A 16206-nucleotide genomic window follows, 5' to 3' on the forward strand; every position below is an offset into this window, starting at 1 on the left:
CTCATCTTATTTCCTCACTTTCAACTGATATCTTCAAAATTTCTTTAGTAGATTTTTCAACTTTAAATTTTTCGCTAACCCTATACCCAACTATCCATGCTATTTCATTGTGGAAGCAAATAAGTGGTATATTATCTCTTTCATTTTTAGGTATCTTCAAATCCATAAATATATCTTTTACTTTTTTACTACCCTTCATCCCTAATGACGTAAATCTATCCCCATCCTTTCTATATCTTAACAATATATTACCATTAATTTTATTAAAATCAAAATATTTTGTATTTACAGCTTCATCAAAATTTATGCTTTCTTGACCATTGATTAAAGTGGCACAAACTTTTATATTATTATCTAATTTATTTTCCCCCAAATTTATAACATACTCTTCATTATTCTTCTTATATTCTATTTTACCTTTCTTATTTATAACAATATCACCATAGTTGTTTATTGCTACTATACTATTAGGTAACCTTATAAATTTCCCTGTTGTATTATTCTGTAGTTTTATAATACTGTCTATATGTATTTTTTCACAATTATATAAATTTCCATTTATATAATGTATGGCTAATCTCAGTATTCTACTTACTATAGCCATATGTTTATCAAAAACTTCCTTTCTTATTATAACCTTATCTTTACTAATTATAGAATATTTGTTAAATGTATCCATACTTATTTTTTCCATAAACTCATTATCTATAGCAATATTTGTTGATAATCTATTTACAGAATTAACTAAATCAGAATTAAAATTATTTTTCATATATGGAATAAGCTCTAATCTTATTTTATTTCTTGTATATATAGTCTCTAAATTAGTCTTATCTATTCTGGGATTTATATTAAACTCATCACAATACTCCTCTATATCTTCTCTATTAGAATTAATAAGCGGTCTAATATATAGATTATCTCTTACTGGCTTTATTCCTATAAGCCCCTGCATCCCTGTTCCTCTCATAATCCTCATAAGTATAGTTTCGCATTGATCGTTAGCATTATGTGCTAATGCTATTTTATTACCTTTTGTCTCCTTCAATACTTTGTTAAAAAAAGAATACCTTGCTTCCCTTCCTGCTGTCTCACAGGATATGTTTTTTTCTTGGCACATTTTATTTATGTCAACTCTTATAGCGTAAAACTCTATACTTTTAAATTTACAAAACTCTTTTACATAATCTTCATCTCTGTCAGATTCTTCCCCTCTTAGACAGTGATTTACGTGGGCAACTACCAATCTTATTTTATATCTATCCCTCAAAACATGTAGTACATGAAGTAAACACATAGAATCTGGTCCCCCAGATACCCCTACTATTATTTTATCCCCTAAACTTATCATACTATTATCTTCTATAGTTTTTACAACGTTATCTATCATAAAAATAACACTTCCCTAAAATTTCATAATCTTAATTATAACATAAATAAAATCTTAAAAACCAGAAATCATATAGCAATTGTATTTGATCTCTGGTTTTTTACTTTAATACAAAGCATATACCTTTGAAACAACTACTGTCATATCATCTTTTATCTTGCCATTGCTTAACTCTTTAACTTTATTCACAATGTCTTTACATAATTCCTCTGGCTTATTGAAATTAGTTTCTCTAAGATACTTTAATAACCAGTCTATTTTTCCAGCTTCATTAACATTATAATCTAAAACTCCATCGCTAAGCATTATAATTAAGTCTCCATTATGAACCTGTTTGTTTACTATATCCACATCTACCTTATCTAATACACCTATAGGTAGTGTCTTAGATTTTATTATATCTACCTTATCTTTAGATTTTATAAAACTGGCTACAGCACCAACCTTCATAAAATTAGCTTCACCAGAGTATAAATCCACACTATTTAAATCCACAGTTGAAAACTTCTCCTCCTCTGAAAATTTTATAGTCATAAGCGAATTTATAGTATTAATAGCTGTAAGTTTACTAAATCCAGCTTCAGCAAATTTTTTTATTAATTCTACTGCTGCACTACTTTCTTGTTCTGCTTGTGGACCCGATCCCATTCCATCACTTATTATTGTTATATATGTGCCATCCTTCAACTTATCATAAGCATAACTATCACCATTAAACTTTTCTCCATCTTTACATAATATACCCGCATAAGAAGCTATATGATACTTTGGTGTTTCCTCTAATGTTATAGCACAAGTTCTACTAGTGACATCTAAATTACAACATTCCTCACTTATGCTCATCATTTTACCCGTTACATTATTGATTAAAGGTAATATTTGTTTTACACACTTTTGTTTGCCACCACATGCATTCATAGATAACTTTATAATTAACCTATCTTTCTTATTATTATAACAAAATACGTCTCTGTATTTTATATTATTTTTATTTAGTATTCTTCTTATATCTTTTTCAATATATCTATTGAACTTTATACTTTCATTAAACTCTTCCCTCATCTCATTTACAGAAGCAGATATATTACCTATTTGAGTTGCCAAAAATCTTCTGCTTTCAGTTAATCTATGTTTCCATGTTTCATCTATTATATAGTTATTTACTATCTCCTCTGTGTTTCTTATGAGCGCAGCCCTTTTTATACATTTCCTATCTATTTCATCAGGAACTACTTTCTTTTTATTTTGATAATTTCTTATCATTTCTTCTAGAGCAGAATAAGTATAAAAATTCTCTCTTTTCCAACACATAGAATTCATATTACAATTGCCACAAACTCTATCTGCTAAGTTCTCTACCAAAGCGCTACTTTTAGTTTTCATTTCTAATTTTTCATTGTTGGATAAATTTTCCAGTATAACACTCATATCTAGAAGCACATCTGAAAATCCTGTTAATCTATCTAAAAATAAATCTTTTATATTATTTACATAATTCTCTTTTACATTTTCTTGTTTCATTTCCCAATCCAATTCCAATTCCATTTTTTTATATAATGTATTTGGAATAATACAATATATAAATAATGCAACTAAAGCCTCCTTAAATTGAAATTGCACCCCTATATCTGAGTATAACTTTAAAATGGCAAATATAACTACAAAAGATAATCCACTTATCCATTTTCCCATTGACTTAAATATACCTGATATTAAACCACAAACACCATATACCCCTACAAAAGTTACCATATTACTTGTAGATAGGCCTACAATTGTTCCCATTGCTATCCCACAAGCTCCACCAGCCGAACTACCTTTTATGTAACCAATCATTACAATAGACGTAAGGGCTAATATATTTCTTACAGAGACACCATATATACTTATTCCCCAAGTCCCTGCCACTATTAACGATAATGTTATTGCCATACTTATAATTTCTTCTCCAGTATATAAATGTTTAGTTTTTAATTGTTTAATGCATGTAATTGAATAATTAATAATATAATATATTGGAAAGATACACGCTATTTCAAAGATAGCATTTAAAAAAGCTATAGTTGTGCTAATGTGTAATATAAACCTATTGTATAAAAATAATTCAAGAAAAATAATACCATATAATATATATATCTTTTTGTTAGTTTTAATCTTATTAAATACATAACTTGAAAATACTACTGTACCTGTTATTACAAAATATATCCATATATTTCGTATATTATTATATAAGGATATATACCCTATAGTACATCCAATACCAGTTATCATAGTAAATTTATTATCCTCAGAAATAATTGCAGCTACTAAAAACGCAATTCCAAAAGGAGCCATCAAATTTACCATAATTACTCTACTTGTAAATAAAGCAGAAAAGAAATAAATAATTACGGTAACAATAGAACTCCAATTAATTTCTTTTCCTTTATGTCTATCCTTATTAGCCTTTTTTATTCTTTTATATGGAAATATCTCTGCACCATATTGCATTATAAACCCACCACCCTTGTAAATATTTCATTTTAAATTATAACAAAGGTTACTGGAAATAATTGTCATAAGGTGAGTGCTGATTAAATTTTTTTTAGGACATATATCTCTAGTATTTACGGGAAAAATTATTTTAAAGTAAAAGATTAATATTTTTTTAGAGCAAAAAACAAAAAAGAGATGATTATGTTGTAATTGGAAATATATGGTTGTGATTAGGCAAAAGAAGCTTTTTTTCTTTCTTTACACTAAAAAACCCGTAAGCTAACTTACGGGATCTATCTGGTAGCGGAAATAGGACTTGAACCTACGACACTTCGGGTATGAACCGAATGCTCTAGCCAGCTGAGCTATTCCGCCATATTTTCTTTTGGTAGCGGGGATAGGACTTGAACCTATGACCTTCGGGTTATGAGCCCGACGAGCTGCCAACTGCTCCACCCCGCGATATTATGGTGCCGAAGACCGGAATCGAACCGGTACGATGTTTTAAGCATCGCAGGATTTTAAGTCCTGTGCGTCTGCCAGTTCCGCCACTTCGGCATATAATCTATATGGTAGCGGAAATAGGACTTGAACCTACGACACTTCGGGTATGAACCGAATGCTCTAGCCAGCTGAGCTATTCCGCCATATTTTCTTTTGGTAGCGGGGATAGGACTTGAACCTATGACCTTCGGGTTATGAGCCCGACGAGCTGCCAACTGCTCCACCCCGCGATATTGTGGTGCCGAAGACCGGAATCGAACCGGTACGATGTTTTAAGCATCGCAGGATTTTAAGTCCTGTGCGTCTGCCAGTTCCGCCACTTCGGCACGTGAATTTTTTTTTCTGTATCTCACGACATGATTAATTATATATTAACAATTTATTTATGTCAACATTTTTTTTTATTAATTTATAAAAAGAGGCTAAAAAGCCTCTTAATTCCTAGTAATTTGAACTTTTTCTATAGCCCCTACTTTTTGAATCCTGATTTTTCTTCATATCTTGAAGTCTTTCTTCACTTTCCTTTAAGAACTTTGACATTATATCCTCAAAGTTTTTTGAAGGCTGTTTTTCTTTTTCCTTTTCCTTACTCCAATCAATCTCAATAGGTTTCATAGATTTTTTTTGCGGTGATGCTTGCTTTATTGATAAACTTATCTTGCCATTATCATCTACTGAAATAACTTTAACCTTTACTTTATCACTTTCCTTTAAATAACTTCTAATATCTTTTACATAACTATCTGATACCTCAGATATATGCACCAAACCTGTCTTGCCTTCAATTTCAACAAAAGCACCAAAGTTTGTAATGTTAACCACTGTACCTTCTAGTATGTTTCCTGCCTTTAAGGTCATATTAAAAAAATTCCTCCTTAAAAAATAAATGTATATTAATTTTTAAAATTAACCAATACTATTTGCTATTCACCACAGGGATCTCATTAGGTTTCACAAGCTTTAATCTTTCCCTTGCCAACCTTTCTATATAAGAATCATCTTTAGACATATTTACTTCATCCTGTAGTTTTTGATTTTTGTCCTGTAATTTTTGTAGCTCAATATTTTTTTCATTAATTTGTGTTTTTATATTTTTTATTGTAAATTGCTGATTTACAAATATATATCCAATATAAAACACAACCATAATTAAAAATAGACTTTTAAATTTAATCTTCTTAATCATTTAATAAAAATAATTCCCTTCATGAGCGTATTTTATCCTTTAACTATATTCTAATTGCAATTTGAATTTTCTTCAAGTGATTTTTAGAATTTTAACTTACTTTTTTCTTCTAAATTTATATATCATAACTTCTATAGGAAAAAATATCAAGTTTTTAGACATTCTTAAGGCTTTTCCTATACTTTTTAAAATATTATGCAGCACTTTTAAAAAAACCTTACTTACAAATTTTAGGTATAAATATATGCCTAATGCAATAAATAAATATACATAAAAACCGACATAAGCATAATTAGTATATAAAAGGAAAATAAAAACTAAAATACCCGATAAAATCCAAAATAAAGTATCTTCTATAAAAGTAACTATTTGTTTTGGATTCTCAAATCCTCTTATTATTCTATATATATCAAATAGTATACCAGTAATAATACCGGATGCTAAACTAAATATTAATAACTTTAATTGTTGATGTATTGAAATTATCATATTTACCTCTATTTAAATAATTTCTTAAATAGTTTTTCTTTTTCTTTTTTATTTTCTTTATTTACATATACACAGGAATTTATCATACCATTTATAATAACTTCCCCATTTTGCACATCCAGCTTATTCATCTTTAATCCCTCACCCTTTATATGTAAAGTTCCTAATTTTGTATTTAATATTATTTGATCCTCATTGAAACTTACAACTTCAACCACACCATTTAGAAATAATCTCTTTCTATTTTCTAAGGTCATACTACTTTTTTCTTCTATTTTTATTTCCTTTTTTTCCATATATAATACACCTCCAACCTATAGTAATTATATGACTGCCTAATATTTTATAGAACTTTAAAAAGAAAAAGACTAGAAGTATATTCAACTAGTCCTTTAAAAATATTTTATAAATTTTCTGTTCCAGCTATTATTTCATACATTTCCTTAGCATCTTCTTTTTTTACATGTTCAGCTATGTTTATAACTTTCGCTTTTATTGATCTATCAGCATACTTTATTTCTATAATATCATTTTCCTTTATTTCAGTGCTAGGCTTTACCACTTTATCATTTATAAGAACTCTTCCACTTTCACAAGCTTCTTTAGCTATAGTTCTTCTTTTTATTATCCTTGAAACTTTTAAGTATTTATCTAATCTCATTGATATCCCTCCTAAAAAAACAAAAAACCCAGATTCTCACCCAGGTTTTTTTAAAATATAGTAAAAACAATATTTTATTTATTAACTCTTTCTTTGAATTCTTTACCAGGTTTAAATACTGGAACTGTTGATTCTGGAATATTTATTTCTTCTTTAGTCTTTGGATTTCTGCCTATTCTTGCAGCTCTTTTTCTAGTTTCAAAAGTTCCAAATCCTACTAACTGTACCTTTTCTCCACATTCTAGTGCTTCCTCAACACTTTCTATAAATGATTTTAAAGCTAGTTCTACATCCTTCTTTGTTAGTTTTGATTTTTCTGCCATACTTGTGATTAATTCTGATTTGTTCACCTTTGTTACCTCCTTAAATTTGAATATGCTATAAAATAGCATATTCTGCACTTAATTTAAAATTCCTTTTTTTAATCGTAGAAATCACAAAGATTTCTTTTCTTTTTTCTTTGATTCTTCCCACAATTGATTCATTTGTTCTAATGTCATTTCATTTAGTTTGACATCCATATTAACCGCAGATTTTTCTATGTATTGAAATCGGCTAATAAATTTATCTATAGTATAATTTAATGCAAACTCAGGGTCAATGTCAAGGAATCTTGCTACATTTACTGTAGCAAATATTAAATCTCCAACTTCTTCTAATATTTTTTCCCTATTATTATTTTTATATACATCTTTTACCTCATAAAATTCTTCTAAGACTTTTTCCATAGCATCTTCAACTTTATCCCAATCAAATCCAACCTTTGCCGCCTTTTTTTGAACCTTATCAGCTCTTATAAGTGCTGGAAATGTTTTTCCTATATGTTTTAATTCTTCTGTATATGTAATAAATCCTTTTTCTTTCTTTTTTATTTTATCCCAATTATCTAAAACTTCTTCTGATGAATTAACTAGCATATTATTAAATACATGTGGATGTCTCGTTATCATTTTATCACATATTCCTTTTATTACATCATTTATATTAAAAAAACCTTCTTCTTTTCCTATCTGTGAATGAAATACTACTTGTAATAATACGTCTCCCAGTTCTTCTACAATACCATCATCATCATTATTATCTATAGCATCTATCACTTCATAACTTTCTTCTATTAAATATTTTTTCAAAGATTCATGGGTTTGATCTCTATCCCATGGACATCCATCCCCACTTCTTAGTTTCTCCATTATGTTAAGTAAATCGTAAAAATCATTATTATTGTTTTCATCTTTAGGAATAAAAATTGATGTTAAATAATCTATATCTAATTGCCTATCTAACTCATATATTGGAATTTTTCTTACACTTTGTAGTCCCTTCACTCCTGCAGCTCTTACAAAATATATTTCTGTTTCATCCTTATAATACTCTAGTAGAGTAAGCTTAACCTCGGAAGCTATAAATTTATTATACACTTGTGTTATTATGGTTCCTACTCTTTTATCTAATAATTGATTTTTTATATCAAAGGCGTCTATTATTTTTATTCCTTCTATAGGATCAAGTTTAAGAGCCTCCATCATAGAGTCTACAAAACTAACTGCTGGTAAAATATCTATATCTATATTCTCTTCCCTACATAATTTTAATAAATTAATTACAGATTTTTCAGCTACCAATGGATGACCTGGTACTGCATACACTATATCATGAAATTCTTCATAGTTTTTAATTATATCCTTTGCTATGGATTGGTATACCTCATCAAAACTATCCATCTGTTCATATTTATTATCAAATGTAGTAAATTCTATGCCAAAATCCTTTAGATATTCTACAGTAGGATGCTTATGTGTCCTCAAATATACATGCTTGCATTGCTTTAATACATCTATGGTCCCCAAGGTAAGAGCTTCTTTAGCTCCTGGTCCTAATCCCACTACTTTTATCATCTATTATCTCTCCTTTTGTATTTAAGAAATTTATGCTTAAAATAACTATAACTAAATATTCTCATTAACACAATTAGTATACTATATATTAATATACCAGAAAATACTGCTATTAAACATGCCAATGCGTTACTCCAAGTATAATCAAATGCCGTAATATATATATATATTACTCCAATTATCATAATTACAGAAGCATACATTGGTTTTATCATAATTTCATAATAATTAAGAGATATTTTAAGAGTTTGCTTTAAACATCTTATATTTAATATTGAGGAGATTAAATACCCCATTATACTGCCTACAACAGCTCCATAGATGTTCAAATCCGGAATAGGTACTAGTGTAACTGTTATAATAATTTTTACTATACATCCTATTACAAGGTTTAACACAGGTCTTAAATATCTACCCACCCCTTGTAGTATAGCTGTTGTTGTTTGAGTTATTATTATAAATGGTATAGAAATAGATAAATATTTAAGAATTTCATATCCTTGACTATGTCCAGGGAACAATAGTCTCATAACAGGAGCTGACAAAAAAAACAATCCTAGAAAAGATGGAAGGGCTATAACCATTGAAAATTTAATTGCTAAATTAACTTTCTCTACAAGTTCACCTTTTCTATTGAGTATATAAAATTCAGCTATTATAGGAACAATTGATGCACATAATGCTATAGATATAGTAAGAGGTACATTTACTAATACAAATGCCTTTCCTGTAAGCTGTCCATATAGTATGGTTGCTTGCTTGTAGCTATATCCAGCTTCCAAAAGTTTTTGAGGTACTAAAGCCGAGTCTATAAGACTCATTATACTTCCTACAGTGGCTCCTAAAGAAATAGGAATAGATATATATATAAGCTTTGTTAATATAAATAAATTATCCTTTACTTTATTTATATTAAGCTCTCTTTTTATAGACATATATCTAAAAAATAAATATATACCACCAAATATCCCCCCTGCTGTAGCACCAAATGCAGCCCCTCCTGCAGCATATTCTATACCTTTAGGTAACAATATGTATGCTAGTCCTATTCCAAAAAAAACTCTTCCTATCTGCTCTATTATTTGTGATACTGCAGTAGGGCTCATATTTTGTAACCCTTGAAAAAAACCTCTAAAGGCACTCATTATAGATATAAATATTGGTGCAGAGGCTATCCCTATAAGTGAATAGTAAGACTTAACATCCCATTTAAAGAACTGTATAAGTTGCTTAGAAAATATAAACAGAAATGCTGAAAATCCTCCTCCTATTATAATCATAAGAAGCATTGATTTCTTAAAAACTTGTATTATTCCCTCGTTATTACCAATTGCCTTTTCTTCAGACACCATTTTTGATATAGCCACAGGCACTCCAGAAGCTATTGCAATAAAAAACATATATAATGGGTATGACATTTGGTAATAGCCCACCCCTTCATCTCCTATTAACATTATGAGAGGCCATCTGAAAAACAACCCTAAAAATTTCGCAAGTATTCCCGCTATACCTAAAATAAATGTTCCTTTTATAAGAGACTGCTTTTTCATCAATTTATACCCCCTTATCCTTCTAAATATATTATTTAGCTTAAGGGAATATTATTACTTCATTTGAATATTTTTTATTTTTATAGTCAATAATCTAGAAAGAATTAAAAAACAATAAATGGCAGACATGCTGCCATGTTTGCCATTTATTGTTCCATTTGTTTACCTAAGAAGGATGATGCAGTTTCAGCTAATTTGATTTCTACATCACCAAATGTTTTCCCTTCTTCCTTAGATACAATGATTACAGCTCCTATTGCATCTCCTTCTGAAATTATAGGAGAAATAACTTGAGCTTTATATTTTCCTTCTACTTCTTCATCATCATATAATGATACAAATTGTGAGCCCTGATTAAAATGCACTGTCTTTCTATCATCTATTATCTTTTCCAACTCATTACTTATCTTTTTATCCAAATATTCTTTCTTCTGAGCTCCACTAATAGATATTATACTATCCTTATCACATATAAATACTATGTTGCCAATAGCTTGCTGTAATGCTTCAGCATATCCTTTAGAGAATTCACTTAACTCTCCTATAGGGGAATATTTTTTTAGTATTATTCCACCCTCTCTATCTGTAAAAATTTCTAAAGGATCTCCTTCTCTGATCCTTAATGTTCTTCTTATTTCTTTAGGAATTACTACTCTTCCTAGGTCGTCTATACGTCTTACAATTCCTGTTGCCTTCATAAAATTTTCCTCCCTTAACTAAAAATATTTATTTATTACGACTTGTATTAATATTATCTTTCTAAATATGAAATTTTATACACATTTGTAATTTAAAAAAACCCGAAATTTAAAATTTCGGGTTTTTTTTACTATAATATATTCTTTTCATACTTTTCTGTTTCAATTTTTGTATCCTTTTTCCATTGATTTACTTTTTCAGTAAACACTTTCTGCTGCTCTTCTGCTAATGTATCTTTCTTTATCTGTTCCTTTACAGTATCAAACTTTTTAAATGAAACAGGATCTTTATCTATTACTTTTATAATATGATATCCAAACTTACTGTTAACTGGATCTGATATTTCACCTTTATTTAACTTAACAACTGCATCTGAAAAAGGTTTTACAAATTGGCTATATTCAACAGAACCTAAATCACCACCACTTTCTTTTGATCCAGGATCAGTGGAAACTTCCTTCGCCACTTTAGCAAAATCTTCACCTTTGTTAAGTCTTTCTTTAACTTTTTTAGCTTCCTCCTCAGTTTTAACTAAAATATGCCATGCATGAAATTTACTTGGTTTTTCTGTGAAACTATATATGTTATCATTATAGTATTTCAAAGCCTTTGCATCATCAATTTTTACATCCTTTGTTACTGTCTTTTGAACCTCATTTGCTATTAATTGTGTTTTATAAAACTCTTTTAGTGTGTTTTCATCCACACCCATCTTTTTTATTTCTTCACTGTACTTTGCTTTATCTCCATTAAAATTTTGTTTTATAATGTTGTCAATAGTTTTTGTAAGCTCTTCGTTTATTTTAGATTCGTCAACCTTTAACTCTTTAGCCTTACTTAATAATATTTTTTCTGTTATCATTTGATCTAAAACTTGCTTTTTATACTGAAGTAACTGGTCTTTTACTTCAGTATTTTTATCATAATTTTCACCATATTGTTGCTTTATTTTTGATATCTGCTCTGTTAGCATTGGATTGGTATCCAATTCACCTCTTGTAATTTTTTCATTACCAACTTTGGCAACAACACTTTTATTTATTGCCTCAGGTGTTTTTTCTATCATACTACATCCTACCGCAGACATAGCAAGTATACTTATTAATGTAGATGCCACTAATTTTTTTATGTTTTTCAATTTTATTCCCCCACTCTTTCTATTTAATCTTTATTATTATTATAATCTTTAGTTTCCATTGCAAATAATTTGAATATTAATCTTTTTATATATAGTTATGAAAAATATTCATTTTAGCTTTTTATATTTAAAATCAGTTCTTTTAATTTACTTAATAATTCCTCCTTTTTTATATTTTTTAAATTATATCCTAAGGCTGGTTTATCACCAAACTTAAATATCACTTCTCTATTATAATTATTTTTTATATTTTTTCTAAGCTTCTCATTAAATCTTTCCTTATTATCAAATTTTATAATTATTTCATTACCTTTTTCTTTTATCTCTTCTATTCCTAAATCTTTAGAAATACATCTTATATAAGCAATATCTATTAAATTTTGAACAGATGGAGGAATTTCAGAGAACCTATCTTCTAGTTCCTCTTGAACATCCATCATATCTTCATATGATTCTATTGCTGCTATTTTCTTGTAAATCTCTATTTTTTGAATTTCATCACCTATATAATTTTCCGGTATAAACGCATCCACCTTAAGCTCTACCGTAGTTTCTATAGGTTCTCTATCAATTTCACCTTTAACTTTTTTTATTGTATCTTCTAACATTTTACAATACAGATCATAACCAACAGACGCCATATGTCCATGTTGTGAAGATCCCATCATATTTCCTGCACCCCTAATTTCTAAATCCTTAAGGGCAATCTTAAATCCTGATCCTAATTCCGTAAATTCTTTTATAGCTTTTAACCTTTTTTCTGCAACTTCTGTTAAAATTTTATCTCTTTTATATGTTAAATAACAGTATGCAATTCTATTACTTCTTCCAACTCTCCCTCTTAATTGATATAACTGTGACAATCCCATCTTATCAGAATCATATATTATCATAGTATTAACATTTTGTATGTCCATACCCGTTTCTATTATTGTAGTTGCAACAAGTACATCATACTGATTTTTCATAAATCCCATTATAACATTTTCTAATTCTCTTTCTTGCATCTGTCCATGTGCTATAGCAACTTTAGCTTCAGGTACAAGTTTAGAAACATAAGAGGCTATTTCCTTTATGTTTTCAACTCGATTATATACAAAATAAACCTGACCACCTCTATTTATTTCTCTTAATATAGAGTCCCTTATTAATTGATCATTGTATTCAACTACATAAGTTTGAATAGGGAATCTTTCCTCAGGAGGGGTTTCTATAACACTTATATCCCTAACTCCAACTAAAGACATATGTAACGTTCTAGGTATAGGTGTAGCACTTAGAGTAAGTACATCCACATTCTTTTTTAATGTCTTTATTTTCTCTTTATGTTTTACTCCAAATCTTTGCTCTTCATCTATAACAAGAAGTCCTAAATCTTTAAACAATACATCTTTTTGTAATATTCTATGGGTTCCAATTAAAATATCTATATTCCCTTCTTTAATTGATTTAATAGTAGATTTTTGTTGTGCAGGAGTTTTAAACCTACTTATCATATCTACTTTAATAGGAAAATCAGAGAATCTTTCCAAAAGATTATTGTAATGTTGTTGTGCTAATATAGTAGTAGGTACTAAAAAAGCTACTTGCTTTCCATCCATTACGGCTTTAAATGCTGCTCTTAAAGCAACTTCTGTCTTACCATAACCTACATCTCCACATAATAATCTATCCATGGCTTTATTTGACTGCATATCTGATTTTATTTCTTCTATAGCAGTAATTTGATCAGGAGTTTCTTCAAAAGGAAATTCCTCCTCAAATTGCTTTTGCCATACAGTGTCCTTAGAATATTTATATCCTTTAAGTGTAGAACGTACCGCATATAATTTTACTAAGTCCTCTGCTATTTCTTCTATAGATTTTTTTACCTTATTTTTAGCTTTTGTCCATTCAGAACTCCCTAATTTATTTACTTTAGGTGCATTTCCCTCACTACCTATATATTTTTGAACCATATCCAATTGCTCAACCGGTACATAAAGTTTATCATCCCCAAAATACATTAACTCTAAATAATCCTTCTTGTGACCGGCAATTTCTAGTTGTTTTATACCTTTATATACTCCTATACCGTGATTTACATGTACTACATAATCTCCTGGCTTTAACTCAGTAAAACTTTTAATTTTACTCAAACCTTTTTTGTTCTGTTTTTTAGCTAATTTTCTCTTAGCTTTTCCAAAAACTTCTTTATCTGATATAATACATAATTTTAATTGGGTATACTCATATCCTTTTAATTGACTACCAAAGGTTATTATAACCTCTCCAGGCATTATTTCATTTACCACATCTTTATAAACACTTTCTATGTCATTATCCCTTAATGTGTTTACTAGTCTTTCCCCTCTTGGCCTTGTACCTGATAATATTAAAATTCTATAACCTGCTGCTTTTTTCTCCTTTATATCATCTATAAGAATATCTAATTGACCTTGGTAATTACTCAAAGTTATTTGTGAAAAATTAACTATTTCTTTAGGTTCTAGAACTTTTACAGATTTAGGAATAGCACTTAATGTTACAATTTGACTATCTTTTAATGTATCCCATAGTTCATGTTTAGGAATTAAAAGTTCTGCTTGTTTAGGTAAAACATTTCCCCTACTTAAAAAATTTTTATAGTTGTCCTGAAATTCATAATATACACTTTCCAGTTTTCCTTCACATCTTTGAACATCATCTAGTACAATAAACCAATCTTTAAAATAATCTAAAAACCCATCTATTTTATCATAAAAATATGGCAAATAACTATCTATGGTCTCAAATGACCAATTTTCTTTTAAACTTTCTAAGTTCCTATTAACTATATTATCTAATTTTTCTATAGCTTCATTATTACCTTTTTCTTTTAAAATAGAAGTTACACTTTCAAGATCACTTTGAATATTTTTACAACCTATTTCTATATTGTTTCTATTTAAAATTATTTCTTTTGCAGGAAATAATTCTATAGAATCCGTCTTATCAATACTTCTTTGAGACTCTGCATTAAAACTTCTTATAGAATCAATTTCATCCCCAAAGAGTTCTACTCTATAAGGTTCAGCTGATGTTGGTGAGTATACATCAAGTATTCCCCCTCTAACAGAAAATTGCCCTTTACTGTCTACTAAGTCAACCTTTTCATATCCACACTGGATAAGCTTTTCACTTAAATCCTTATAATCCACAATATCCCCTATAGAAAATTTGAATATATATCTTTTATATAAATCCATAGAGATATATGATGCAGCTAAAGATTCAATAGATGCCACTATAATTTTCTTACCTGGTTCTAATATACTTTTTATAACCTTTAATCTTTCCCATCTTAAATCTCCTGAAATAGCATCAAGGTTATAAAAAACTACTTCTCTCGTTGGAAAATAATATACTTCGTTTATATATAAAGATAAATCTTCATATAAATCTCTTGCTTCCACGTCACTATGAGTTACTAGTAACAAGGGCTTGTCTATTTCATCATACATTCCATTTATAACATAACTCCTTGAAGACTCCGAAAGTCCAAATATGCTTAACGGATATTTACCTCTATCTATACTATTTTTAATAGTCTTAAATTCCTTACTACTTCTTAGAGGCTTAAAAATACCACTTAATCTCATTTTATTCACCTCATTATATTACTCCGCTTTAAAATTATTAAATTTATTCATTGCTTTTTCAGGAGTTTCCTTAATAATAATTTCTACTGACTTTCTAACTACCTCAAAACATTGATTTAATTTTTCTCTATCCTCTGGTATAAATTTACCTAATACATGAGAAACCATATCTCTTTCCGCTTTTCCTATTCCAATTCTAGCTCTTATAAATTCATCTGTTCCTAAGTTAGCTATTATACTCTTAATTCCATTATGCCCCCCTGAACTTCCTTTTGTTCTTATTCTTAATCGTCCCACCTCCAAATCCACATCATCATAAATAACTATTATGTCATTGGATGGTATTTTATAGAATTGAACTATTTCTCTTAAACTCTCTCCACTTAAATTCATATAAGTTTGTGGTTTTAATAAAATAACCTTTTCTCCATTTATATTTCCTTCTCCATAAACTCCCTTAAATTTTATCCTGTTTAATAAAATATTATACTTACCCGCTATTGAATCTATACAATCAAAGCCTACATTGTGCCTAGTTTTTTCATATTCTCTTCCTGGATTACCTAGTCCAACTAATAAAAACATATTATTGCCTC

General features: G+C 28.8%; 14 protein-coding genes and 6 tRNA genes. All 20 read right to left on the reverse strand.

Annotated elements, in window-relative coordinates:
• Position 1: 1 nt before the first annotated feature.
• Positions 2 to 1390 (reverse strand): tRNA lysidine(34) synthetase TilS, encoded by a 1389-nt coding sequence (tilS, locus tag EJL03_RS11380; RefSeq protein WP_125154101.1) that lies wholly within the window; start codon positions 1388 to 1390, stop codon positions 2 to 4.
• Between the two features lie 105 nt (positions 1391 to 1495).
• Positions 1496 to 3883 carry a stage II sporulation protein E gene (gene spoIIE, locus EJL03_RS11385; RefSeq protein ID WP_125154102.1) on the reverse strand — a complete coding sequence of 796 codons (2388 nt, stop codon included), beginning with the start codon at positions 3881 to 3883 and terminating at the stop codon, positions 1496 to 1498.
• A 283-nt stretch (positions 3884 to 4166) separates the two neighbouring features.
• Positions 4167 to 4243: transfer RNA gene (locus EJL03_RS11390), tRNA-Met, on the reverse strand.
• Between the two features lie 11 nt (positions 4244 to 4254).
• Positions 4255 to 4330, reverse strand: a tRNA-Met gene (locus tag EJL03_RS11395).
• Positions 4331 to 4336: 6 nt separating this feature from the next.
• A tRNA-Leu gene (locus EJL03_RS11400) sits at positions 4337 to 4426 on the reverse strand.
• Between the two features lie 12 nt (positions 4427 to 4438).
• Positions 4439 to 4515 (reverse strand) — tRNA-Met (locus EJL03_RS11405).
• 11 nt (positions 4516 to 4526) lie between these two features.
• A tRNA-Met gene (locus EJL03_RS11410) sits at positions 4527 to 4602 on the reverse strand.
• A gap of 6 nt (positions 4603 to 4608) precedes the next feature.
• Positions 4609 to 4698 (reverse strand) — tRNA-Leu (locus tag EJL03_RS11415).
• A gap of 115 nt (positions 4699 to 4813) precedes the next feature.
• Positions 4814 to 5230, reverse strand: coding sequence for a S1 domain-containing RNA-binding protein (locus EJL03_RS11420; RefSeq protein WP_125154103.1), 417 nt, complete (start codon positions 5228 to 5230; stop codon positions 4814 to 4816).
• Between the two features lie 58 nt (positions 5231 to 5288).
• Positions 5289 to 5555, reverse strand: coding sequence for an FtsB family cell division protein (locus tag EJL03_RS11425; protein WP_206427370.1), 267 nt, complete (start codon positions 5553 to 5555; stop codon positions 5289 to 5291).
• Between the two features lie 99 nt (positions 5556 to 5654).
• Positions 5655 to 6047, reverse strand: a complete 393-nt coding sequence (gene yabQ / locus EJL03_RS11430) for a spore cortex biosynthesis protein YabQ (protein ID WP_125154105.1) — start codon at positions 6045 to 6047, stop codon at positions 5655 to 5657.
• An 8-nt stretch (positions 6048 to 6055) separates the two neighbouring features.
• The gene (yabP, locus tag EJL03_RS11435) at positions 6056 to 6343 is read right to left on the reverse strand and encodes a sporulation protein YabP (protein WP_125154106.1); all 288 of its coding nucleotides are present in this window, start codon (positions 6341 to 6343) and stop codon (positions 6056 to 6058) included.
• A gap of 107 nt (positions 6344 to 6450) precedes the next feature.
• Complete coding sequence (locus tag EJL03_RS11440) at positions 6451 to 6708, reverse strand: RNA-binding S4 domain-containing protein (RefSeq protein WP_125154107.1); 258 nt, start codon at positions 6706 to 6708, stop codon at positions 6451 to 6453.
• A 74-nt stretch (positions 6709 to 6782) separates the two neighbouring features.
• Entirely contained in the window at positions 6783 to 7058 is a 276-nt protein-coding gene (locus EJL03_RS11445; RefSeq protein WP_125154108.1) for an HU family DNA-binding protein, read from the reverse strand.
• Positions 7059 to 7142: 84 nt separating this feature from the next.
• Positions 7143 to 8603, reverse strand: coding sequence for a bifunctional methyltransferase/pyrophosphohydrolase YabN (gene yabN / locus EJL03_RS11450; protein ID WP_125154109.1), 1461 nt, complete (start codon positions 8601 to 8603; stop codon positions 7143 to 7145).
• Positions 8600 to 10153 (reverse strand): putative polysaccharide biosynthesis protein, encoded by a 1554-nt coding sequence (locus tag EJL03_RS11455; protein ID WP_125154110.1) that lies wholly within the window; start codon positions 10151 to 10153, stop codon positions 8600 to 8602. The genes yabN and EJL03_RS11455 overlap by 4 nt, the downstream gene beginning before the upstream one ends.
• A gap of 146 nt (positions 10154 to 10299) precedes the next feature.
• The gene (spoVT, locus tag EJL03_RS11460) at positions 10300 to 10851 is read right to left on the reverse strand and encodes a stage V sporulation protein T (RefSeq protein ID WP_125154111.1); all 552 of its coding nucleotides are present in this window, start codon (positions 10849 to 10851) and stop codon (positions 10300 to 10302) included.
• A gap of 131 nt (positions 10852 to 10982) precedes the next feature.
• Entirely contained in the window at positions 10983 to 11990 is a 1008-nt protein-coding gene (locus EJL03_RS11465) for a peptidylprolyl isomerase (protein ID WP_125154112.1), read from the reverse strand.
• 113 nt (positions 11991 to 12103) lie between these two features.
• Entirely contained in the window at positions 12104 to 15610 is a 3507-nt protein-coding gene (mfd, locus tag EJL03_RS11470; protein ID WP_125154113.1) for a transcription-repair coupling factor, read from the reverse strand.
• 18 nt (positions 15611 to 15628) lie between these two features.
• Entirely contained in the window at positions 15629 to 16195 is a 567-nt protein-coding gene (pth, locus tag EJL03_RS11475; RefSeq protein WP_125154114.1) for an aminoacyl-tRNA hydrolase, read from the reverse strand.
• Positions 16196 to 16206 lie beyond the last annotated feature (11 nt).

Source organism: Clostridium rectalis, from assembly GCF_900626095.1.
GTDB classification, from domain to species: Bacteria; Bacillota; Clostridia; order Clostridiales; family Clostridiaceae; genus Clostridium_AS; species Clostridium_AS rectalis.

Coding starts and splice junctions, on each gene's coding strand:
- tilS (WP_125154101.1), bottom strand. CDS start 1,390: ATGATAGATAACGTTGTAAAAACTATAGAAGATAATAGTATGATAAGT.
- spoIIE (WP_125154102.1), bottom strand. CDS start 3,883: ATGCAATATGGTGCAGAGATATTTCCATATAAAAGAATAAAAAAGGCT.
- EJL03_RS11420 (WP_125154103.1), bottom strand. CDS start 5,230: ATGACCTTAAAGGCAGGAAACATACTAGAAGGTACAGTGGTTAACATT.
- yabQ (WP_125154105.1), bottom strand. CDS start 6,047: ATGATAATTTCAATACATCAACAATTAAAGTTATTAATATTTAGTTTA.
- yabP (WP_125154106.1), bottom strand. CDS start 6,343: ATGGAAAAAAAGGAAATAAAAATAGAAGAAAAAAGTAGTATGACCTTA.
- EJL03_RS11440 (WP_125154107.1), bottom strand. CDS start 6,708: ATGAGATTAGATAAATACTTAAAAGTTTCAAGGATAATAAAAAGAAGA.
- yabN (WP_125154109.1), bottom strand. CDS start 8,603: ATGATAAAAGTAGTGGGATTAGGACCAGGAGCTAAAGAAGCTCTTACC.
- EJL03_RS11455 (WP_125154110.1), bottom strand. CDS start 10,153: ATGAAAAAGCAGTCTCTTATAAAAGGAACATTTATTTTAGGTATAGCG.
- spoVT (WP_125154111.1), bottom strand. CDS start 10,851: ATGAAGGCAACAGGAATTGTAAGACGTATAGACGACCTAGGAAGAGTA.
- mfd (WP_125154113.1), bottom strand. CDS start 15,610: ATGAGATTAAGTGGTATTTTTAAGCCTCTAAGAAGTAGTAAGGAATTT.
- pth (WP_125154114.1), bottom strand. CDS start 16,195: ATGTTTTTATTAGTTGGACTAGGTAATCCAGGAAGAGAATATGAAAAA.